Genomic DNA, 22104 nt, shown 5'->3' with positions numbered 1-22104 from the left:
CTGGAGGGCCGGCAAACAGTCAGTTGGCGCGATAGTCAAAGGCGCAATGTCACGCTGCCGATATAACCGGCATAAAGGAGCAGAAGCACGACGCCTTCCATCCGATTGATCCGCCAGCCTGTGATAATAATCGGCACCAGAATTATCGCCGACACCAGCACGATCCATTGGTCAATATTCGCAATTTCCGGTGCGATGATCAAAGGCTGGAAAATCGCGCCCGTGCCGAGTACACCGAGAATATTGAAGATATTGCTGCCGACCACATTGGCAATGGCGATATCCGTATGTCGCCGCCAGGCGGCGACCGCTGTCGCGCCGAGTTCGGGCAGGGATGTGCCAAACGCCACCAGGGTCAGACCGATAATGGACTGCGGCACGCCGGCCGCTTCGGCGAGCGTGACGGCTGAATCCACGAGCAGCGATGCGCCGTAGACGAGCCCCGCAATTCCCGCGATCAGATAGCCGCCGATGATCGGCAGGCCGGATGGCGAGCGCGGCATTTCACCGACCATCTTCGAATGCAGTTCGGCCGCGGCGTCATGGGTGCGGATGTCGTGGAAGTAGGTCCAGCAGACAAAGATGAGGAGCGCAAGCACCATTGCTGCGCCTTCCCAGCGCCCGATGACGCCGATATAGCCCAGGACGCATAACAGGATCGACACAGCCACCATGAAGCCTGTATCGCGGAAAACGGCCTTTGGATCGCAGGCCAGCGGGCAAATCAATGCGCCGACGCCAAGGATCAGAAATGTATTCGCGATATTGCTGCCAACGGCGTTGCCAACGGCGATATCGAAGCTGCCTGCCAATGCCGCGCGGACCGTCACGACCAGTTCGGGCGCGGAGGTTCCGAACCCCATGACGGTCAGGCCGATGATAGCGGGCGAAACGCCCATCATACGCGAAAGTCCGACCGCACCCCGCAATGCCAGTTCACCGCCCAGGATAAGCAGTCCCAGTCCGATACAAAGAAACAGAACTTCCATTAACGCTTGGGTATCCCCGTTGAGACGGCGCAGCGCCTGACATGGAAAGACCGGTGCGGCAGTTCAAGGATCAAAAGCGAATTCGATCAGCATCGCCGGCCGGGACCGACGACACGGATGGTTGATTTTGACGGCGAGAAGGAGGCAATGTTATAGAACGCAGTGCCAACACATTCAAAATTCGGAATTCGAAACTGAGGAGACGCGAGAATGGGTTACAGCCTGAAGCAGTTTTCCACCGATTGCCATAATATCCTGGCCGCGGACCCGGGCCCGGACGGGCTGGAAAAGGTCCGTGTCGCGCTTGAACGGGCCCTGGTTGACCCCGAATTTGTCGCGGAGAATATCGGCCCCGACGAGGACTCGCCGCGCAAGCTGCTGTACCAGGATCCGGAGCTCGATTTCTGCATTTTTGCCCATGTCCGGGGCAACAAGGCGGTCAGCCCGCCGCACGATCACGGCAGGACCTGGGCGATATACGGTCAGGTCGCCGGCGTGACGGAAATGACCCTGTGGAAAAAACTGTCGGAGCCCAAGGACGGCAAGCCCGGTACGGTCGTGGCGCAGGAGGTTTACGACCTGAAGCCGGGCATGGCCCGCCTGTATGACGTCGGTGTCCTGCATTCCCCGAGTCGCGAACTGCCGACGCGCCTGATTCGCATCGAAGGCCGCAACATGGACCACGAACCCAAACGCGACCGTTATGTCGAGGTCGAGACGGCGGCCTGATCTGTTTCACGAGGGAGGAACCTGTGATGGCTCACACGCTGGAATCGTTTGCCGCGAAATGTCACGAACTGCTGAAGGCCGACCCCGGTCCCGCTGGCCGCGACAGGGTCGTGGCGGTGCTGGAGGACGCGCTGAAGGACAAGGCCTTCATCGCCGAAACCGTCGGCCCGGACTTCAGCGCCGGTCGCGAGATCCTGTATGAGGACAAGGAGCTCGGGTTCTGCATCCTGGCCCATGTCCGCAAGGCGAGCAACGCCAGCCCGCCGCATGATCACGGGCCGACCTGGGCGATTTACGGCCAGGCCTCCGGCAGCACCGAAATGACCGACTGGCGCAAGCTGAAGGCGCCGCAGGACGGCAGGCCCGGCGAGGTCGAATTCGCCGGCAGCTACAGCGTGAAGCCGGGCATGGCCAAGCTTTACAATGAAGGCATGCTGCACTCTCCCGCCTGGAATGCCGAGGCGCGGCTGATTCGCCTCGAAGGCCGGAATGTCGAGACGATCAGGCGGGACCGCTACGTCGTCGCCGAAACCGCAGCCTGATCCGCGGCCCGGTCGCCGCCTGCGCGGCGGCCTGGCGCGCCTGGCGCTGGACGTCCGGTTTGCGATATCCGCCAGAACGGAAAATGGACCATGAACGACGCGGTTGAAAATCGGGCGGATCGCGACGGCGTCACCATTCGCATCGCGACGCGGGCGGATATCCCGGGGATTGTCCGGATGCTGGCGGATGACCCGCTGGGCGCGGGGCGCGAGCAGTATGCCGACCCGCTGCCGAAAGCCTATCTCGATGCGTTCGACGCCATGCAGGCGCAAACGGGCAACGACATACTGGTCGCCGAAATCGGCGGCGCCGTCGTCGGCTGCCTGCAACTGACCCTCATCCCCGGGCTCAGCCGTCTCGGCATGACCCGCGCGCAGATCGAAGGCGTGCGCGTGGATGGCCGGTACCGCGGCCGCAAAATCGGCGAACTGCTGATGCGGGATGCGATCACCCGGTCTCGCGACGCCGGCGCGGGACTGGTGCAGCTGACGACCGATATCTCCCGTCCCGATGCCCACCGTTTCTACGAGGCGCTCGGATTCGTGAACAGCCATGCGGGCATGAAGCTGCCGCTCGGCTGAGCCTGCCCATTGACCGGCGCGAGGCTTGAGGATAGCAGATAAAGCAAATCGTGATTAATCGGAATCGCCTGCGGCGAATCCGATTAACACGTGAATTTGCTTTAATTCTATTTTTGTAAAGCAGATTCACGCCTTTAATCAGGCGCAAGGATTGCGTCAGATTAATGGCGATCTGCTTTATCGTGGCGCGGGCAATTTCGCGGTGGGGAGACCGGTCATGGATGCCAGTTATGATGCTATCGTCATCGGTGCGGGGATCGTCGGCAGCTGCGTCGGTTTCGAACTGGCCAAACGCGGCTTCCGGACCCTGAACATCGACCGCCTGCCGGCGGCGGGATACGGCTCCACCAGTGGGTCCTGCGCGATCGTCCGCTTCCATTATTCGACCCTCGACGGCTGCGCGCTGGCCTATGAGGGGGTGTTCATCTGGCGCAACTGGGCGGCGCACCTTGGCGTCGCGGATGAACGGGGCCTCGCCGAATTCCGCAATGCCGGCTGCATGGTGCTGCGCACCGAGGCGAACGACTACCTGCATCCGATGTGCGAACGGATGGATGAAATCGGCATTCCCTGGGAAGACTGGGACCGGGCGCAAATCCTGCGGAAACTGCCCTTCCACGACCTGCGCCGCTTCGCACCGGCGAAGCGCATGGACGATGCCGGCTTTGGCGAACCGACCGGCCCGGCGCTGGACGGCGCGGTGTATTTCCCCGATGCGGGCTATGTCAACGATCCGCAGCTTGCGGCGCATAACGTGCAGCGCGCGGCCGAAGCCCGGGGTGCTGCGTTCCGTTTCAACGCGGATATCGTGGCGATACGCCGGCAGGGCGGCCGCGTCGCCGGCGTGACGCTGGCGGACGGCGCGCGCATCGATGCGCCGGTCGTGGTCAATGTCGCCGGGCCGCATTCGGGCAAGGTCAACGCGATGGCCGGCGTCCAGGACGGCATGAATATCCGGACCCGCGCCCTGCGGCAGGAGGTGGCGCATGTGCCGTCGCCGCCCGGCTTCGATTTCGAGCATGACGGCTGCATCCTGACCGACAGCGATGTCGGCGCCTATGCCCGCCCCGATTCCGGCAATCACCTGCTGATCGGCAGCGAGAACCCGGCCTGCGACCCGCTGGACTGGGTCGATCCGGACAATTTCGACCGCAATTTCACCGACCAGTACACGGTGCAGCTGTATCGCGCCGCGCAGCGCATGCCGACCCTGCCGGTGACCGGTCCGACGCGGGGGACGGTGGAGCTCTACGATGTCTCCGACGACTGGATCCCGATCTACGACCGCACCGACCTGGACGGTTTCTACGTGGCCATCGGCACCAGCGGCAACCAGTTCAAGAACGCGCCGACCGCCGGCCGCCTGATGGCGCATCTGATCGCCGAATGCGAAAACGGGCATGACCACGATGCGGCGCCGCTGCGCTTCCGCCTGCCCAATATCGGCCGGGATATCGACCTCGGCCATTACGCGCGCCGGCGCGAGATCAACCGGAACAGCAGTTTCTCGGTGCTGGGGTAGGGCGCCATGCGGGACATCCACATGCCCGTATGGCTGGGCAGCGCCAGCCTGTCGCGCGCGGTCGTCTTTTCGGCCCTGTTCTTCATCGAGGCGTTCGCGCGGACCGTTCTGCTGGCGGTGATCCCGCTGCAGGCGCTGCGCCTGCTGGGCGGCGCGCAGGAGGTCAGCATCGCGTATTTCGTCTCCGGGCTGATCGGCGTGCTGGGCAGCCTGATGGTTCCCTGGGTGGTGCGCCGGATCCGGCGGCGCACGGTGCTGACTTACAGCATCCTGTCGATGATCGCCTCAACCGTCCTGTTCGCCCTGCAGACGCCGCCGGCGCTGGTGGCCGGCCTCGCCCTGCAGGCCTTCGCCACGACCAGCCTCGCCATCACCATGAACCTCTATGTGATGGACCACATCGCCCGGCGCGAAATGAACCGGTTCGAGCCGCTCCGCATGTTCCTGTCGGCCAGCGCCTGGGCGGTCGGGCCCTGGCTCGGCGTCTGGCTCTCGGTCCATGCCAGCATCCATGCGGCGTTCATCGTCTCGGCCGTCGCGTCGCTGGCGATGCTCGCCTTCTTCTGGTACCTCCAGCTCACCGACAACCCGGCGGTCGCCTTGAGAAGTCCGTTGCGGTCGCCGAACCCGCTGCGCTACCTGCCGCGCTTCTTCGCCCAGCCGCGGCTCAGCCTGTCCTGGTTCCTCGCCTTCGGCCGCTCCGCCTGGTGGCAGCTGTTCTTCGTCTATGCGCCGATCTACGCGGTCACCAACGGCTTCGACGAGGTGACCGGCGGCGCGATCGTTTCCATCGGCAGCGCCACGCTGTACCTGGTGCCGCTCTGGGGCTGGTTCGGGCGGCGCTACGGGATGCGGCTGCTGCTGATCCTCGGCTATGCCAGCGCCGGCATCCTGACCATGGCGATCGCGGCGACGACCGGGCTGCCCTGGGTCGGCGCGGCCCTGATCGTCGGCGCGGCGCTGGGCGCCAGTCTGGTCGACGGCGGCGGCAACGTGCCCTTCCTGCGCGCCGTCCGGCCGTTCGAGCGGGCCGAAATGACGACCGTCTTCATGACCTACCGCAACGCCTCGCAGTTCGGCCCGCCGGGCGTCTACAGCTTCCTGCTGCAGGCCTTCGAACTGCCGGCGGTGTTCCTGGCGGGCGGCTTCATGACCCTGTCCATGGCCGCCCTGTCCGGCTACATCCACCGCCGCATGTGACGCCCGCCCACGGGGTTCACGGGGGCTCGATTCCGTGGCACAATACCGCCGACATACTCCGAGCAACGGCGGACGAGGCCCATGAACTCCCGGACAGCCAGAATCCTGCACGCGGCGATGTGGATCGGCGTCATCGCGGTCGCCTTCGTCTTCCAGGTCATTCCCCTGCTGCTGGTCCTCACCCTGCTGGGCATGGCGCTGGGGTTCCCGTCCCCCGTCGCGATCGTCGCCCTGCCGCTGGCCCTGTTCGGCGCGGTTGTCTTGCTCTGCGTCCGGGCGGAAAAACGGCGCGGCGCGCGCCGCCCGATGCCGTTCCGCTCCGATGAGCAGCGCCTCCCGCTCCTGCCGATGGAGCACGATAACGGGCTGCGCCTGACCGAAATGCGGCGGCGCTGGCTGTACTGAGCCGCCGGAACGCCGCCCCGAACCCGGTGCCGCCTGCTCCGTCCTATTCCGCCAGGAATTCCCGGACCGTCTTCAGGAACAGGTCGAGCTGATCGTGATGCACCCAGTGCCCGGCATTCTCGAAATCCACGCAGCGCGCGTTCGCGAAATGCGCCAGCCGCCCGTCCTCCGCCGGATCGCTGGCCCAGCTGTCCAGCCCGCGCACCAGCAGGGTCGGGCAGGCGATGTTCCGCCACAGCGCCTCGCCATCCTCCTTGCCGATGCCGAAGGGCTGGTTGGCGCGCACGTAATTGTCGAATTTCCAGCTATAGGTGCCGTCCTCGTTCTGGCTGACGCCGTGCACGGTCAGGTGCCGGGCTTGTACCGGCGACAGATGCGGGTTTTCCTCCTGCATGCGTTTGAAGGCGTCCTCGATGCTGTCGTATTTGCGCGGGCTGCGGGCGGAAAGCTTGCGCAGCGTATCGACCCATTCGGCGATCCGGACCTGCGGCGACTTGGCGGCGCGTTCGGCCACCACCTTCGGCGGCCAGCCGAGCCCCTCGATGGCGACAAGTTTGACCACGTTTTCCGGATAGACCCCCGCATAGCGCAGGCTGATCACGCCGCCCAGCGAATGGGCGACGATGGTGACCGGCGTCAGCCCGGTCTGGTGCAGCAGTTGCGCGATGTCATAGACATAGTCCGACACCGCGTAGCTGCCGCCCAGCATCCACTGCGAATCGCCGTGCCCGCGCAGGTCCGGGGCGATGATGTGGTAGTCCTTGCACAGATCCTCCGCCACCCAGTCCCAGTTGCGGCAATGATCCCGCCCGCCATGCACCAGCAGCAGCGGCGGCGCGTCCGGATTGCCCCAGTCGACATAATGCAGCCGCAGGCGTTGCGAGATATAGGTATGGGAGGCGGGTCCGGGCATGAGTCCTATCCGAGCGTGAGGCGCGCCGGCAGCGGCGGCGCGGTTGGCGAAAAAGTCAGTATCACTATACATCGCTTAACATCGCTTAACATCGGTTAACATCCGGGGCGCGGATGGCGGGAAGACGGGCGCGCGGCGGGGTGGTTGGCGAAAAAGTCAGTATCGCTATACATCGCTTAACATCGCTTAACATCCGCCGCGCGGATGGTGGGGAGACGGGCGCGCGGCGGGGCGAAAAAAATGCGCATCGATTGGCTTTTATGGGCATTTGTCGGCTTTTATGGGCATTCGCGGGCTTCCGGGGAGCGGGGCGCATTGCGGCAACCGACCATCCTTCCGCCGCGATATGCGGCGAAAGGCGCGGCCGCCGGGTGCTGCTACGGCTGTGAGGCAAAAAAACAATCGAATTCATTGGCATTTATTGGCTTTTGTTTGCATTTGTCGGCATGCGGCGCTCCGCGTTCGTCGGATAGCGCCATTCCGGTATCAGGCGAACAATCAAAAAAGGAATTAAAGCATAATTAGTGGAAAATAGCAAGGCATCGGCGACGATCGTCAGGGTGTTTGCGATGAAGTGTGCAAAATAGTAGGATTAAGTATGATTGAATGATCATGCGGGAAACATTCTTGAGGGAGACATTTCTGTGATCCGGAAAAGTATAACGGTGACGGAACAGCAGGAAGCATGGATTCAGACGCAACTGGCGTCCGGTCATTACGCCTCTGACAGCGAAATCGTGCGGGAGGCGATCCGCGAAAAGCAGGTGCGGACCACGGAGATTGAGCGCATTCGCGCCGCACTGATCCAGGCAGAGGAAAGTGGACTTTCCCTGCTCGGCAAGGAAGATATCCGCCGTGCCGTTCACACCGAAATGAAAGAGAATGGCGAACTATAGCCTCGGTGAGGAGGTTGACTGGAACACAAAAAATGCCATCGTCACGGCGTCGGAAAATTTGGCGTATTGCGCACAAAACAAGACCTGACCCTGCTAAAATCTTGGACCAAAACCGAAATAATTTAGTGTATTTAGTAAACTGGCACGGTAATTCTATCTAACACCCAACATATAACATATATTGTGTTGCATATGCCTATTGCTTGAATGTAATAGGTGGGTAATTTTGTAATGGTTTGGTGCACTGTATGTGGTGGAAATTTGCGCTAGCAATGATGTCCGGCGCTGTACTCGCCGTTGCAATTCTCTGGACATATAAATTCTTAATTTCTGATGCTGTCCAGGATGTTCGCATTGGGTACGTTCAGTCCAGTTGGTCGTCGGACAATCAAGACTGGGATGAATTTTCCAAATGGCTGAAGCATGGCGGACGAAAACTGTTACTTAATGACGCTTTCTCAGCAGCGAAAGATGGTCTGACTGAAGACCAAATCCGCTCATTTTTCGGGCCACCAGATCTCGTCGTGGTCGGGACTGATGAATTAGAGAAGAAGCTACCGAATGCAAATATGCGCGGTCTCGGAGCGGAAGGTGCATATGCGTACAAGCTTGGTGAATTCGCTCAACCGCCAAGCCGAGACATATTTGCTGAGCAACTCATCATAGTGTTTGATCGGAATGGCAGAGTCGTTTACCGGCTCGGCCAAGGGACACACGTGACTGGCCCGGAAACTGACGTTGAGTCCGACTCGAGAAGTGATCGCCGGATCGGCTCAGCAGCGAACCGAGGTGGGTAACAATAAAAATTAGCCCTTTACTGTCCTACGTAATAGCTGAGTTGATTATTCGACAGATGACTGCTTTAATTACGTAATTACGGTGCCAGTTTACTAAACAACCGAATTATGTCAAAGATGCCGGCATGCCCCGTCTCCCCCGCCTTGTCCTGCCCGGCGTACCTTGTCACGTGACCCAGCGCGGCAACCGGCGCGCGCGGACATTCTTCGAGGATGGCGACTACGCGCTCTACCGTGACCTCGTGGCGCAAGCGGCGGCGAAGGCGGGCGCGGAAGTCTGGTGCTACTGCCTGATGCCGAACCACGTCCACATCATCGTCACGCCGTCGGACGCGGACGGGCTGCGGCGCACCTTCGCCGACGCGCACCGGCGCTACACCGGCTATATTAACGCGCGCAACCGCTGGACGGGCCATCTGTGGCAGGGGCGCTTCGGCGCGGTGGCGATGGACGAGGCGCATCTGGCGGCGGCGGTGCGCTATGTGTCGCTCAACCCGGTGCGGGCGCGGCTGGTTTCGCGGGCGGAGGACTGGCCCTGGTCCAGCGTAAGGGCGCATCTGGCCGAACGGGACGATGCGCTGGTCAGGGTCGGGCCGGTGCTGGAGCGCTATGGCAGCTTCGCCGGGTTTCTCGGCCAGGACCGGGACGACGCGGCCGCCTGGCGCGGCCTGCGCATGTCGGAAACCTCGGGCCGGCCGCTCGGCAGCGACGCCTGGCTCGACGCGCTGGAGGCGAAGACCGGACGCACCCTGAAACCGCAGAAGCGCGGCCCGAAGCCGAAAGGTGTATTTAGTAAACTGGCACCGTAATTCCGCGCTGGAGGCGAAGACCGGACGCACCCTGAAACCGCAAAAGCGCGGACCGAAGCCGAAAGGTGTATTTAGTAAACTGGCACCGTAATTCGGTATTTAGTAAACTGGCACCGTAATTCGATCTGCGTTTTGGATATGCGACGTCGGGTCGAGGATGAGTATGACGCTCCGTCCTGAGCGGAATGTGCCTGATTTTGGTATTCGGCTACTTTTCGGCTATTATTCGGCTATGGAATGGAAGCCGAACTATACCGTGACAAACAGGCTTCTCGTCACGATGCGCCGGATTGGCGAGGCGATTGGCGAAATCAGGGCGCTTGGCCTGAACAGGCGCACGCTGGCGCGGCTCGAGCGGGAAGCGCGCGAACTGGCGACACATGCCTCGACCAGTATCGAAGGCAATCCGCTGCCGCTGACGGATGTGAAGCGGCTGCTCAAGGCCGCGCCGATCCATATGCGCGATACGGAGCGCGAGATACTGAATTACAACAGGGCGCTCCAGGAAATTCATGCGGCGGTAAAATCGGGCCGGTTCCGGCTCGATATCCCGACGATGGAAAGGATACAGGGCATCGTTGTCGATGGCCTGCTGCCCAATCCGGGTCACATTGGCGCCCTGCGGAAAGAACCCGTCCTTATCCGCGATCCCCGACGGCCTGACGCGGTGGTTTTCATCCCGCCGGATCACGGGGACGTGCCCGAACTGACCCGGGAACTGGCCGGGTTTGTCGCCAGGAACGACGCTGAAACAGACCCGATCATTCTGGCCGGTCTGTTTCATCGCCAGTTTGTCATTGTCCACCCTTTCATGGATGGCAACGGACGGACGGCGCGGTTGCTGACAACCGCGATACTGGGCCTGGGGGGGCTCGACATCTTCGAGATTTTCGCCTTTGAGAATTACTACAACCGCAACGTCAGCAGGTATTTCCAGACGGTGGGGCTGCAAGGCGACTATTACGAGCTTGCGAAGGACATCGATTTTACGGCCTGGCTGGAATATTTCGCCGACGGTATCCTGGATGAACTGCGCCGCGTTCGCGGCGCCATACCGCAGGGGTCTCCGGTCAGGCTGGAAGAACACCACCGGCGGTTGCTCGATTACATCGATGCGCATGGCAGCATCAGCCAGCGCGAATACGGCCGGATATCCAACCGCTCCCTGGCGGCCCGGAAGCAGGATTTCCAGAAGCTTCTGGATGAGGGGCTGATCCAGCGCGAAGGCGGCGGGCGCAGCATTTATTACGTGCGCGCCGAAGATTGACGGCACGGCAATTGACGCAAGCCGGAGTCGAACCGGCCCGCGCCTCGTGCTACCGTGCCGCGCCGCCGGGCGTTGTCAGGGAACAGAGTGGACCGACCGTCATGAAGATTACCGCGCTTGAGACCATCCAGGTTGCCGAATTCAGCAACCTTGTCTGGCTGCATCTGCACACGGATGCCGGCATCGTCGGGCTGGGGGAGACGTTCCGCAATTCGGCGGCGGTCGTCGCCTACCTGCACGAGACCGTGGCGCCCTACCTGATCGGCAGGGACCCGCGCCAGGTGGAGCGCCACGCGGACGCGCTGACCCACCGGGTCGGCAATCATTTCTTCGGCTACCCGTCGCGCTCGATCGAGTATCGCGGCAACAGCGCGGCGGACCTGGCGCTGTGGGACATCAAGGCGAAGGCGCTGGGCGTGCCGCTGCACGAACTGCTGGGCGGGACCTGCCATGACCGGCTGCGCGTCTACAACACCTGCGCCTCGGACGGCTACAACAAACAGGCGCGGGCGGATATCAACAGTGCGCAGATCGGGCCGGGCGACGCGCCGGCGCCCGCGGGCGCGCTGGACGACCTGGCGGCGCAGCACGCGGATCCGGGCGCGCTGGCGGAATCGCTGCTGGCGGACGGCATCACGGCGATGAAGGTCTGGCCGTTCGACGCATACGCCACGGAATCGCGCGGCCATCATATTTCGCCGGAGGGGCTGGAAACCGGCGTGGCGAAGCTGCGCGCGATCCGCGACGCGGTGGGCAGCCGCATGGATATCATGCTGGAACTGCATTCGCTGTGGCACCTGCCGGCGGCATTGCAAATCGCCCGGGCGGTGGACGGTCTCGGGTTGTACTGGCTGGAGGATCCCATCGACACGGCGAATTTCGACGACCTGGCGCGCTATCGCGACGCGGTCGGATCGCGGGTCACCGCCTCGGAAAACCTCGGCTCCGTCCGCTGGTGCCGCGAGGCCCTGCAGCGCGGCGCGGTGGATGTGGTGAGTTCGGACCTGGTGTGGCTGGGCGGGGTGACGGCGGGGCGGCGGATCGCGGCGCTGGCGGAAGCCTTCGACCGGCCCGTCGCCTTCCATGACTGCGCCGGGCCGGTCGGGTTCTGGACCAACCTGCACCTGCTGTTCGCTTCGCCGAACGCGCTGGTCATGGAATCGGTGCGCGCCTATACGCGGGGCTTCTACCGCGACATCCTGGTGGACCTGCCGCGCATCGAAAACGGCCATGCCTTCGCGGATTCCGGGCCCGGGCTGGGCGCCGAACTGAAGCCGGAACTGCTCGCCCGGCCCGACACGGCCGTCCGCCGCACGGGGTAGGCCGGCGGGGCCTTACCGTTTGTCCGCGCCGTCCCGGCCCGCCGCATCCGCCAGCGCTTCCTTCACCGTGACGCATTTGTTGTGCAGGTGGCGCTTCATGATTGCCGACAGGCGCGGGCCGTCGCGGTCTTCCAGCGCGGCCAGCATTTCCGCGTGCTCCGCCATCGCCTGCGCCCAGCGCGCCGGCGACATTCTGGCGGCGAAGCGCGCGCCGCGAATGCGGCCGGCGAGGTTGCGGTAGGCGGCGCTCAGGGTCGGGTTGCGGGCGGCGTCGAGGATCCGTTCGTGGATTTCCCGGTTGCTCCTGAACCAGGGCGTGAGCTCGCCGCGCCTGTGGTGCAGCGCCATCCGGCAGTGCAGGGCGCGGATTTCGGCGATTTCCGCCTCCGTGATCCGGCTGGCCGCCAGTTCGCCGGCCAGCGCCTCCAGCGCCCCCATGACCGGGAACAGCTCGTCCACGTCCGCCGCCGTCAGCCCGACGACCCGCGCGCCCCGGTTCGGCGCGATCTCCAGCAGCCCTTCGGTGGCCAGCACCTTCATCGCCTCGCGCAGCGGCGTGCGGGATATGGCGAGCCGCTCGCACAGGATCCGCTCGGGCAGCCGCGCGCCGGGCGGGAAGGCGCCCTCGGCGATCATCTCGCGGATCCGGTCGGTCACGACCTCATGCAGCGAATGGCGGGCGATGGGTTCGGCGATGCCGGTCATGCGCGCCCCGCCGCCAGCGCGGATTCCAGGACCCGCGCCAGATGGACGGCCTCGCGCCCGGCGCCGTCGCGGATCTGGTGCCGGCAGCTCGTGCCGTCGGCGACGAGGATCGTATCCGGCCCCGCCTTGCGGATGGCAGGCAGCAGGGAGGCTTCGGCCATTTGCATGGAAACTTCCTGGTTTTCCGGCCGGTACCCGAACGACCCGGCCATGCCGCAACAGCTTGAGGCGACGGTTTCCACCTCGAGTTCGGGCACCAGCCGCAGCACGGATTCGACCGCGCCCATCGCGGCGAAGGCCTTCTGGTGGCAATGCCCGTGCAACAGGGCGCGGCTGAACCTTGTCGGCGCCAGCGACAGGGTCAGGCGCCCGGCGTCGTTTTCACGCGCGAGGAATTCCTCGAACAGCAGGGCGGATTTGGCAAGCCGGTTCGCGGCCGCGCCGGGCAGCAATGCCAGCGCCTCGTCGCGGAAGGTGAACAGGCAGGACGGTTCCAGCCCGATCACCGGCATGCCCTGCTCCAGGAACGGGGCGAGCGCTTCCATGGTGCGCGCGAGTTCTGCCTTCGCCTGATCGACCAGGCCGGCGGCGAGGAAGGTCCGGCCGCAGCACAACGGCCGCGTGCCCTGCGGCGGGGCGGGCAGGTGGACCCGGTAGCCCGCCGCCATCAGGACGGTCACGGCGGCGCGGGCGTTTTCCGGTTCGAACCAGCGGTTGAAGGTGTCGGCCAGGAAGACGACGGGCGCGCCGTCGACGGGGCCGACGGCATCCGCCCCGCCCCGGAAACTGTCCTGCCGCCAGGCGGGGAGGGGCCGGGCGGCGCTGAACCCGGCCCGTTTCTCCGAGAGTTTCGCCAGCGCCGGCATCCTGTTGCGCAGGTTCAGCAGCCCGCCGATTTTCGCCGCGAAGGGGGCGTAGCGGGGCAGGTAGGCGACCAGCCGGTCGTGCAGGCTGAGTCCGTGCTTCTTCGTATAGTGATACAGGAATTCGCTCTTCATCCTGGCCATGTCGACGCCGGTCGGGCATTCCCGCTTGCAGCCCTTGCAGCCGACGCAGAGCGCCATGGTGTCGTGCATGTCTTCCGACGTCAGCGCATCGGGACCGAGCTGGCCGGACAGCGCGAGCCGCAGCGAATTGGCGCGGCCGCGGGTCAGGTCCTTTTCCTGCCCCGTGGCGCGGAAGGACGGGCACATCACGGCGGCGTCGAATTTGCGGCAGGCGCCGTTGTTGTTGCACATTTCCACGGCGCCGCTCAGCCCGCCCCAGTCGGACCAGTCGAAGGCGGTTTCCAGCGGCAGCGGCGCGTAGCCGGGCTTGAAGCGGAACAGGGAGCGGTCGTCCATCTTCGACGGGTTGACGATCTTGCCCGGATTGAAGCGGTCCCGCGGGTCGAAGCGCTGTTTCACCTCGGCGAAGTTGTCGATCATCCGCTTGCCGAACATGGCTTCGTGGAATTCGGAACGGACCAGCCCGTCGCCATGCTCGCCGGAATGGGAGCCCTTGTATTCGCGCACGATCTCGAAGCATTCCTCGGCGATGCCGCGCATCATTTTCGCGCCGGCTTCCTGTTTCAGGTTCACCACGGGCCGGACATGCAGCGTGCCGACCGAGGCATGGGCGTACCAGGTGCCGGTGGTGCCGTATTTCGTGAAGATGGCGGTCAGCCGGTCGGTGTAATCGGCCAGGTCCTCCAGCCGCACGGCGCAGTCCTCGATGAAGGAGATCGGCTTTCCGTCGCCCTTCATCGACATCATGATGTTCAGGCCCGATTTGCGCACCTCCCAGATATCCCTCTGGAAGGCGGGGTCCATGGCTTCGACGACGCCGCCGGGGTAGCCCAGGTCGGCCATCAGCGTGACCAGGTCGCGCAGCCGCCGCAGCAGGTCGTCGCGGTCCTCGCCGGCGAATTCGACCAGCAGCACGGCGTCGGGTTCGCCCTGCACGAAGCGGTCGACGATGCGGCGGAAGATCGGAATGTCGCGGGCCAGTTCGATCATCGTGCGGTCGACCAGTTCCACCGCGGCGGGGCCCAGCGTGACGATATGCCGGGTCGCCGCCATGCCGTCGTAAAAGCGCGGGAAGTGGCAGACGCCCAGCACCTTGTGCGTCGGAATCTTCCGCAGGTCCAGGGTGATTTTGGTGGAGAAGGCGAGGGTGCCTTCCGACCCGACCAGCAGATGGGCCAGGTTTACGGGCGCATTGCGCCCCTCGGCGACCAGCGCGTCGATATTGTACCCGCCGACGCGGCGCATCAGGTCCGGGAAGCGGGCGGCGATTTCGACCTTCTCCCGCGCGCCCAGCGCCAGCAGGTCGCGGGCCAGCGCGGAATCCGGCACGCCGGCGGGCAGTTCGCCGAAATGCATTTTCGAGCCGTCGGCGAGGATCGCATCGATGGCGTTCACATTGTCGCGCATGGTGCCGTGCACGATGGAGCGCGCGCCGCAGCTGTTATTGCCGGTCATGCCGCCGATGGTCGCCTGGGCGGCGGTGGACACGTCGACCGGGAACATCAGCCCGTGCGGCGAAAGGAAGCGGTTCAACTGGTCCAGCACCATGCCGGGTTCGACAACGATCCGTCTTGCGTCGGCGTCAAAGTCCACAACCCGGTTCAGATGGCGGCTTACATCGACGACGATGGCCTCGCCGATGGTCTGTCCGCATTGCGACGTGCCGCCGCCGCGCGGCAGCACCGGCAGGCCCTCGTCGTCGGCAATCTGAATTACACGGTGGATATCCGCGTCGTTTTTCGGTACGACGACGCCTATCGGTTCGATCTGGTAATGCGAGGCATCGGTGCTGTAGCGACCCCGGCTGAAGGAATCGAACAGGACCGTACCCTCGACTTCGCGTTTCAGCTTGTCAGCCAGCGCACTGTCGCCGATGCGGCCCCTGTTTGCAGATAACGCAGTTCCGGTGGGCGCCATGGGCTTTTCCTCGCAGGGTCTGGACAGGATCGCAGGCAGTGTACAAAGTTGTATACAATATACAAATAAATCCAGCAAAGGAGCGATCTATGTCGCGTCAGAGTGGACGTCATTTTCTGCAAATTCCGGGGCCGACGAACGTGCCCGACCGTATTCTCCGGGCGATCGACGGCCCGACCATCGATCACCGGGGTCCGGAATTCGCAGCGCTTGGCAAGGGCGTCCTGCAGGATATCCGCAGCATTTTCAAGACCGAGAGCAAGGTGGTCATTTACAGTGGCTCCGGTACGGGCGCCTGGGAAGCGGCGCTGGTGAACACGATGGCGCCCGGCGACCAGGTGCTGATGTACGAAACCGGGCAGTTTGCGACATTGTGGCGCAACCTGGCGCAAAAGCTCGGTCTCGAGCCGATCTATATCGAAGGCGACTGGCGGCACGGCATCGATGCGGCCGCCATGGAAGCGCGTCTGGTCGAGGACAAGCAGCACCGGATCAAGGCGGTCTGCGTCGTCCATAACGACACGGCCACCGGTATAACGTCGAGTGTCGAAGCGGTCCGCAAGGCGATGGACGCAGCGAATCATCCGGCGCTGCTGATGGCGGATACGGTGTCGTCGCTCGGCGCCATCGATTTCCGGCATGACGAATGGGGCGTGGATGTCACCATCGGCGGGTCGCAGAAGGGGCTGATGCTGCCGCCGGGACTCGGCTTCAACGCGGTCAGCGAAAAGGCGCTGGCGGTGTCGAAGGCGACGGGCGGGCTGCCGCGTTCCTACTGGGACTGGAACGACATGCTGACGGCGAATGCGGGCGGCATGTTCCCCTACACGCCGGGCACCAACCTGCTGTACGGGCTGCGCGAAGCCATCGACATGCTGAATGAAGAAGGGCTGGACAACGTCTTCGCCCGCCATGCCCGGCTTGGTGAAGCGACCCGGCGCGCGGTGGCGGCCTGGGGGCTTGAACTGCAGCCGGTCGTCCCGGCGGAGTATTCCAATGCGGTCACCACGATCCGCATGCCCGATGGCAACAGCGCCGATTCCTTCCGCAAGGTGGTGCTGGACAATTTCAACATGTCCCTGGGCAGCGGCCTCGGCAAGGTTGCCGACAAGGTGTTCCGGATCGGGCATCTGGGCGATTTCAACGACCTGATGCTGGCGGGCGCATTATGCGGCGTCGAAATGGGTCTCGGCCTCGCGGGCGTGCCGCACAAGACAGGCGGCGTCACCGCCGCGATGGATTACCTGTCCGGCAGGAAGCAAAGCAGGTAGCAATCCGGAAATCGCCTTCAATCCGCCGTCATCGCCTGCAACTCGCGATAGACGGCGGATTTGAGTTCCATGCCGATCCCCGGCGTGTCATGCGGGCGGGCATAGCCGTCGACGATATCGACATTATCGGCGAAGCCGCCCCAGGGCTGGAAGACCAGCGGGTATGATTCCGACCCGCCGAGTTGCATGCCGGCGGCCATGTTGAGGCCCAGCTGGTGGCCGCCATGCGGCACCTGCCGCCGCCGGTTCCATCCGGCGTCCGTCAGCATTGCGTCGATGCGCAGGTATTCGCTCAGCCCGTAGCACAGCGCCGGGTCGAACTGCATCCAGTCGATATCCCGGCGCATCCCGCCATAGAGGACGAGGTTTTTCGCATCCTGTAGCGAGAACAGGTTTTCCGCCGTCGCCAGCGAGCCGGAATAATGCCGCGACAGTTCCGCGTGCAAGGCGAAATCGAGCGGGTCGCCCGGTTCCTCGATCCAGAACAGGCCGAGCGATTCGACGGCCTTGCCGAAGGCGATGGCTTCTTCCAGGGTGAAGCGGCCATTGGCGTCGACCGCCAGGTTTTCGCCCTTGCCGACGATTTCCAGTACCGCGTCGATGCGGCGCAGGTCGGTGTCGAGGTCGGCGCCCGCGACCTTCATCTTCACGACCCGGTAGCCCTTGTCGAGATAGCCGCGCATTTCATCCTGCAGCGGCTCCAGCCCCTTGCCGGGGTAGTAATAGCCGCCGCCGGGATAGACCAGCACCCGCTCGTCGGCGGCGCCGCCGTTGAAGCGGTCCGAAAGAACCCGCCACAGCGGTTTTTCCTCGATCTTGGCGACGGCGTCCCACATCGCCATGTCGATCACGGCGGCGGCGTAGGCCCGCTCGCCATGACCGCCCGGCTTTTCGTTGCGCATCATGACGCCCAATACGCGTTGCGGATCGAAATTGCCGCCGCTGGCGTCCAGCAGTTCGGCCGGGTCCGCTTCGAGGATGCGCGGGATCAGCCGTTCGCGCAGCACGCCGCCCTGCGCATAGCGTCCATTGGAGGCGAAGCCGTAGCCGATGACCGGCCTGCCGTCGCGGATCACATCGGTGACGACGGCGGCGACGCTGGTGGTCATTTTGCTGAAATCGATGGATGCGTTGCGCATCGCGGAAGCGAGCGGCACGGTCCGTTCGCGGATATCGACGATTCTCATGAAAATTCCCCGCTTAATTCATTATTTCGCATCATTCATTTCGCGGCGGCCTGCAGCGCCTGCCGCCGCAGCGCCATGCCGGGGCGTTCGCCGGTCGCGGCGCCGTTGCGCCAGACCGGACGGCCATTCACAAAGACTGTTTCGATACCGGCGGCCGGTTCCGTCGGATGCTGGAAATCGGCCCGGTCGATGACGGTGTCGGCGTCGAAGATCGTGATATCCGCATGATTGCCGACCGCCAGGACGCCGCGACCGGTCAGGCCGAACTCGGCGGCGGGCAGCCCGCTCATCCGGTATACCGCGTCCTCCAGACTCATCAGGCCCAGATCCCGGCTGTAATGGCCCAGCACGCGCGGGAAGGTGCCCCAGAGTCGCGGATGGGGGAAAACGTCATGCGGCAACCCGTCGGACGCGACGATGGCGTGGGGATATTTCAGCACCCGCTGCACGTCTTCTTCATCCATCATGAAATAGATCGCGCCGGCCGGCAGCAGCGATGCCGCCGCCTCCTCGATGCCGCAGCCCATTTCCGCGGCGATTTCGTCCAGAAACCGGCCGGCGATGTCCGGCCGCGGGACCGACCAGGTGACGATGACCCGCCTGGACGCGGCCAGCCGGTCGACCGTCAGCACCGTCGAGGAGGCGTCATAGGGGTAGACGTCCAGCGTGACCGGCTGATGTTTGCGGGTTTCCTCCACCAGCGCCAGGGATTCCCGCGTCGCGCCGAAATTGTCCGATCCGGAAGCCTTGTGATGCGACAGCACCACCTTGACCCCGGCGGCGCGGCCGATGGTGAACGCTTCCCGCATCGATTCCTGCAGATGCGCGCCCTCGTCGCGAAGGTGGGTCGTGTACAGCGCGCGGGCCGGGCCCAGCAGTTCCGCCAGGCGGATAATCTCCTCGGTCGGCGCCGCCCGCGCCGGTTCGTAATACAGGCCGGTCGACATGCCGATGGCGCCGGCGTCCAGCGCCTCGGTCAGTTTCTCGCGCATCGCATCGATTTCGGCATCGGTCGCGGCGCGGTCGAGGTTGTCCATCGCGCCGACCCGCAATGTGCTGTGCCCGCACAGCAGCGCCGCGTTCAGGGCCGGGGGCGTCGCGTCCAGCGCGGCGAACAGGTCGGCCATTTTCGGGAACCGGTAGCCGTCGCCGAGCAGGTCGAGGGGCGGCGGCGGCCGGTCGCCCGCGAAGACCAGCGGGGCGAGGCTGATGCCGCAATTGCCGGCCACCACGGTGGCCACGCCCTGGCTCGCCTTGTAGGCCATGTCCGGTTTCGACAGCAGCGCATGATCGTCATGGGTATGCACGTCGATGAAGCCGGGGGCGACGATCCGGCCGGTCGCATCGACGGTATTCGCCGCGCCGCCGAGAGTCCCCGGTTCGCCGAGCGCGGCAATCCGGCCGTTCGCGATGCCGATATCCGCCGCGCGGCGCGGCGCGCCGGCGCCGTCGATCAGGGTGCCGCCAAGAATGACGGTATCGAATGGGTTGTCCTGCACAATATCCTCCCGCCGCTGCGTTTCGCCGCCCAGCATAGACAGGTCGGGGGAACGGCAAAATACCCGCTTTCGGAAACGACCGGTCGCGAATGGGGCGCGGCCGGTGTCGCAAATTTTAACGAATCCTTGTAAGTAGTCGGGACAGAGTCATGCCGAAATCATTTGCCGGGCCGGAGATTTGATGGCGTTACAGGACAGACCCGAGGACGAGCCGGAAACGGGCGATTCGAGACCCGATGACCACAACGCGCCGGGGCTGCCCGGCGGCGCCGGCACGGCTGACCCGTTTGCCGGTCGGGGTGCGCGCGATTTCCCGAATGCCGAAAATGCAAGGGATGACGATTTCGACCTGGATGAGTTTCTCGAACAGGCGGAACCCGACAAGAAGCGCGGGCGCCTGGAATGGCTGGTAAGGCCGACTCCGGGGGCGGTTGACGATCCGCTGTCGGGCTGCCTGTCGATCCTGGCGACGCTGCTGGACCGGCCGATGTCGGTGGAGGCCTTGACGGCGGGCCTGCCGATGGCGGGGGAGGGGATGACGCCGGACCTGTTCGTGCGGGCGGCGGCGCGGGCCGGCATTTCGGCGCGGCTGGCGCGCCGCCCGCTGGCCCGGCTGAACCGGATGGCGCTGCCCTGCGTGCTGCTGCTGCGGAATCGGCGGGCCTGCGTCCTGACAGCCATTTCCGATGACGGGGTGGCGCATATCATTCTGCCCGAAATGGGGGTCGGCGCGCGCAAGGCGCCGGTAAAGGAACTCGAAACCGCCTATGACGGCTATACGCTCTTCGCGCAGCCGGAATTCCGCTTTGACGAACGGTCCGATGAAATCGCCGTGGCGAATCCCCGGGGCTGGTTCTGGGGCACGCTGCTGGGGTCGTGGCGCATCTATATCGAGGTCGTGGTCGCGGCGCTGCTGATCAATGCCTTCGCCCTGGCGGGGCCGTTGTTCGTGATGAACGTATACGACCGCGTCGTGCCCAATTTCGCCGAGGAAACCCTGTGGGTCCTCGCGACCGGGCTGCTTATCGTCTACGCATTCGACTTCGTGCTGAAAATGCTGCGCGGCTATTTTGTCGACGCGGCGGGAAGGTCGGCGGATACCCGCATCGCCGGGCGGCTGTTCCGGCAGGTGCTGGGCATGAAAATGGCGGACCGGCCGGGGTCGACCGGGGCGCTGGCCAGCAGCATGCGGGAATATGAAACCCTGCGGGCGTTTTTCACTTCCTCGTCGCTGGTCGCCATCGTCGACCTGCCGTTCATTTTCCTCTTTATTTTTATCGTCTATATCGTCGGCGGCCCGCTCGCCATCGTCCCGCTGGTGGCGGCGCCCGTCGTCATGATTGTCGGCCTTCTGCTGCAGATACCGTTGCGGCGCATCACGCAGCGATCCTTCCGCGAGGCCCAGCAGCGCCATGCCCTGCTGGTCGAGGCAATCGGCGGAATCGAAACGGTGAAGAGCACCGGCGCCGAAGGGCGGATGCAGCGTAACTGGGAAAGCTGCGTGGAGACGACGGCGCGTTCCTCGGTCAGGGCGCATACGATCTCGGCGCTGGCGATGAATTTTTCCACGGCGGCGGCCAGCCTGGTTTCGGTCGGGGTTATTATTTACGGCGTCTATATGATCGATGCAGGCCTGCTGTCGGTCGGCGCGCTGGTCGCCGCGACAATTCTGGCCGGCCGGGCCATGGCGCTGCTGGGACAGGTCGCGGGTATCCTGTCGCACTACCATCAGGCGCGGGCCTCCCTGCGGGCGCTGGATCAACTGATGCGGACGCCGGTGGAGCGGCCGTTCGGGCGCAGCTTCGTCCAGCGGCCCGACATTCGCGGCGAGATCGAGTTCCGCAATGTGACCTTCCGCTATCCGGGCCAGGATATTCCGGCGCTGGACAATGTTTCCTTCAGGATAGAGGCGGGGGAAAAGGTCGGCCTGATCGGCCGCATCGGTTCCGGCAAGAGCACCATCCAGCGCCTTGCGATGGCGCTGTACGAACCCTCGGAAGGGCTTGTGCTGGTGGACGGCACGGATGTCCGGCAGATCGATCCGGCCGACCTTCGGCGCAGTATCGGCAGCGTGCCGCAGGACGTGTATCTGTTCTTCGGGTCGATCCGGGACAATATCGCCATCGGGGCGCCCGATACGGACGACGAAACCATCCGCCGCGCCGCGCGGATCGCCGGGGTGGACGAATTCGCCAGCCGCCATCCGTCGGGATACGACATGCCGGTCGGCGAACGCGGGCAGTTCGTTTCGGCCGGTCAGCGGCAGTCCGTGGCGATAGCGCGGGCGCTGTTGCGCGATCCGCCGATCCTGCTGTTCGACGAGCCGACCAGCAATATGGACCACACATCCGAAGGGCGGTTCAGGGCGCGTCTGGCGAATATCATCGACGACAGGACCCTGCTGCTGGTGACGCATCGCGAGTCGATGCTATCGCTGGTCGACCGGCTGATCGTGGTCGATGGCGGGCGGGTCGTCGCGGACGGACCGAAGCAGGATGTGCTGGATGCCCTCCCGGGCGACCGGATTCAGACGGCGTGGGGCTGA

20 protein-coding genes are annotated in these 22104 nt (G+C 64.4%); 14 read left to right on the top strand and 6 right to left on the bottom strand.

From position 1 onward, the window contains the following. Nucleotides 1-35 precede the first annotated feature (35 nt). Nucleotides 36-989 carry a calcium/sodium antiporter gene (locus WD767_19090; GenBank protein MEX2618199.1) on the bottom strand — a complete coding sequence of 318 codons (954 nt, stop codon included), beginning with the start codon at nucleotides 987-989 and terminating at the stop codon, nucleotides 36-38. 210 nt (nucleotides 990-1199) lie between these two features. On the opposite strand from WD767_19090, the gene WD767_19085 reads away from it, so the two are divergent. From WD767_19085 to WD767_19060, 6 genes are all read left to right on the top strand, one after another. Next, nucleotides 1200-1718, top strand: coding sequence for a hypothetical protein (locus WD767_19085; GenBank protein MEX2618198.1), 519 nt, complete (start codon nucleotides 1200-1202; stop codon nucleotides 1716-1718). Nucleotides 1719-1744: 26 nt separating this feature from the next. Continuing rightward, nucleotides 1745-2260, top strand: a complete 516-nt coding sequence (locus WD767_19080; GenBank protein ID MEX2618197.1) for a hypothetical protein — start codon at nucleotides 1745-1747, stop codon at nucleotides 2258-2260. Nucleotides 2261-2350: 90 nt separating this feature from the next. Continuing rightward, nucleotides 2351-2842 carry a GNAT family N-acetyltransferase gene (locus WD767_19075; GenBank protein MEX2618196.1) on the top strand — a complete coding sequence of 164 codons (492 nt, stop codon included), beginning with the start codon at nucleotides 2351-2353 and terminating at the stop codon, nucleotides 2840-2842. A 217-nt stretch (nucleotides 2843-3059) separates the two neighbouring features. After that, a complete protein-coding gene (locus WD767_19070; protein ID MEX2618195.1) occupies nucleotides 3060-4364 on the top strand; it encodes an FAD-dependent oxidoreductase in 1305 nt (434 codons plus the stop codon). Between the two features lie 21 nt (nucleotides 4365-4385). Continuing rightward, entirely contained in the window at nucleotides 4386-5564 is a 1179-nt protein-coding gene (locus WD767_19065) for an MFS transporter (GenBank protein MEX2618194.1), read from the top strand. Between the two features lie 81 nt (nucleotides 5565-5645). Next, complete coding sequence (locus tag WD767_19060; GenBank protein MEX2618193.1) at nucleotides 5646-5969, top strand: hypothetical protein; 324 nt, start codon at nucleotides 5646-5648, stop codon at nucleotides 5967-5969. 43 nt (nucleotides 5970-6012) lie between these two features. Here WD767_19060 and WD767_19055 read toward each other — a convergent pair whose 3' ends face one another. Then, nucleotides 6013-6882 (bottom strand): alpha/beta hydrolase, encoded by an 870-nt coding sequence (locus tag WD767_19055; GenBank protein MEX2618192.1) that lies wholly within the window; start codon nucleotides 6880-6882, stop codon nucleotides 6013-6015. A 240-nt stretch (nucleotides 6883-7122) separates the two neighbouring features. Between WD767_19055 and WD767_19050 the strand changes: the two genes are divergently transcribed. The 6 genes from WD767_19050 to WD767_19025 all read left to right on the top strand — a co-directional run bounded on the left by WD767_19050 (nucleotide 7123) and on the right by WD767_19025 (nucleotide 11973). Beyond that, nucleotides 7123-7407, top strand: coding sequence for a hypothetical protein (locus tag WD767_19050; GenBank protein MEX2618191.1), 285 nt, complete (start codon nucleotides 7123-7125; stop codon nucleotides 7405-7407). 77 nt (nucleotides 7408-7484) lie between these two features. After that, a complete protein-coding gene (locus WD767_19045) occupies nucleotides 7485-7778 on the top strand; it encodes a type II toxin-antitoxin system ParD family antitoxin (GenBank protein MEX2618190.1) in 294 nt (97 codons plus the stop codon). 248 nt (nucleotides 7779-8026) lie between these two features. After that, nucleotides 8027-8575: a hypothetical protein gene (locus WD767_19040; protein ID MEX2618189.1), complete on the top strand. Its 549-nt coding sequence runs from the start codon at nucleotides 8027-8029 to the stop codon at nucleotides 8573-8575. A 125-nt stretch (nucleotides 8576-8700) separates the two neighbouring features. Beyond that, nucleotides 8701-9384: a transposase gene (locus tag WD767_19035; GenBank protein ID MEX2618188.1), complete on the top strand. Its 684-nt coding sequence runs from the start codon at nucleotides 8701-8703 to the stop codon at nucleotides 9382-9384. Between the two features lie 256 nt (nucleotides 9385-9640). Further along, entirely contained in the window at nucleotides 9641-10651 is a 1011-nt protein-coding gene (locus WD767_19030; GenBank protein ID MEX2618187.1) for a Fic family protein, read from the top strand. Between the two features lie 11 nt (nucleotides 10652-10662). Then, nucleotides 10663-11973 (top strand): mandelate racemase/muconate lactonizing enzyme family protein, encoded by a 1311-nt coding sequence (locus WD767_19025; protein MEX2618186.1) that lies wholly within the window; start codon nucleotides 10663-10665, stop codon nucleotides 11971-11973. A gap of 12 nt (nucleotides 11974-11985) precedes the next feature. Here the strand turns inward: WD767_19025 and WD767_19020 are convergent, their stop codons facing one another. Together WD767_19020 and WD767_19015 are read right to left on the bottom strand one after the other, a co-directional pair. Then, a complete protein-coding gene (locus tag WD767_19020; protein MEX2618185.1) occupies nucleotides 11986-12678 on the bottom strand; it encodes a GntR family transcriptional regulator in 693 nt (230 codons plus the stop codon). After that, entirely contained in the window at nucleotides 12675-15602 is a 2928-nt protein-coding gene (locus WD767_19015; GenBank protein MEX2618184.1) for an FAD-linked oxidase C-terminal domain-containing protein, read from the bottom strand. Before WD767_19015 ends, WD767_19020 begins: the two co-directional genes overlap by 4 nt. An 89-nt stretch (nucleotides 15603-15691) precedes the next feature. Between WD767_19015 and WD767_19010 the strand changes: the two genes are divergently transcribed. Further along, entirely contained in the window at nucleotides 15692-16873 is a 1182-nt protein-coding gene (locus WD767_19010; GenBank protein MEX2618183.1) for an aminotransferase class V-fold PLP-dependent enzyme, read from the top strand. A gap of 17 nt (nucleotides 16874-16890) precedes the next feature. Here WD767_19010 and WD767_19005 read toward each other — a convergent pair whose 3' ends face one another. Together WD767_19005 and WD767_19000 are read right to left on the bottom strand one after the other, a co-directional pair. After that, nucleotides 16891-18060, bottom strand: coding sequence for an enolase C-terminal domain-like protein (locus WD767_19005; GenBank protein MEX2618182.1), 1170 nt, complete (start codon nucleotides 18058-18060; stop codon nucleotides 16891-16893). A 35-nt stretch (nucleotides 18061-18095) separates the two neighbouring features. Next, nucleotides 18096-19559: a D-aminoacylase gene (locus WD767_19000; GenBank protein ID MEX2618181.1), complete on the bottom strand. Its 1464-nt coding sequence runs from the start codon at nucleotides 19557-19559 to the stop codon at nucleotides 18096-18098. Between the two features lie 181 nt (nucleotides 19560-19740). On the opposite strand from WD767_19000, the gene WD767_18995 reads away from it, so the two are divergent. Then, nucleotides 19741-22104 (top strand): type I secretion system permease/ATPase, encoded by a 2364-nt coding sequence (locus tag WD767_18995; GenBank protein MEX2618180.1) that lies wholly within the window; start codon nucleotides 19741-19743, stop codon nucleotides 22102-22104.

Source organism: Alphaproteobacteria bacterium (genome assembly GCA_040905865.1).
Lineage (GTDB): Bacteria > Pseudomonadota > Alphaproteobacteria > UBA8366.
This window is presented reverse-complemented; position numbering and strand designations above follow the sequence as displayed.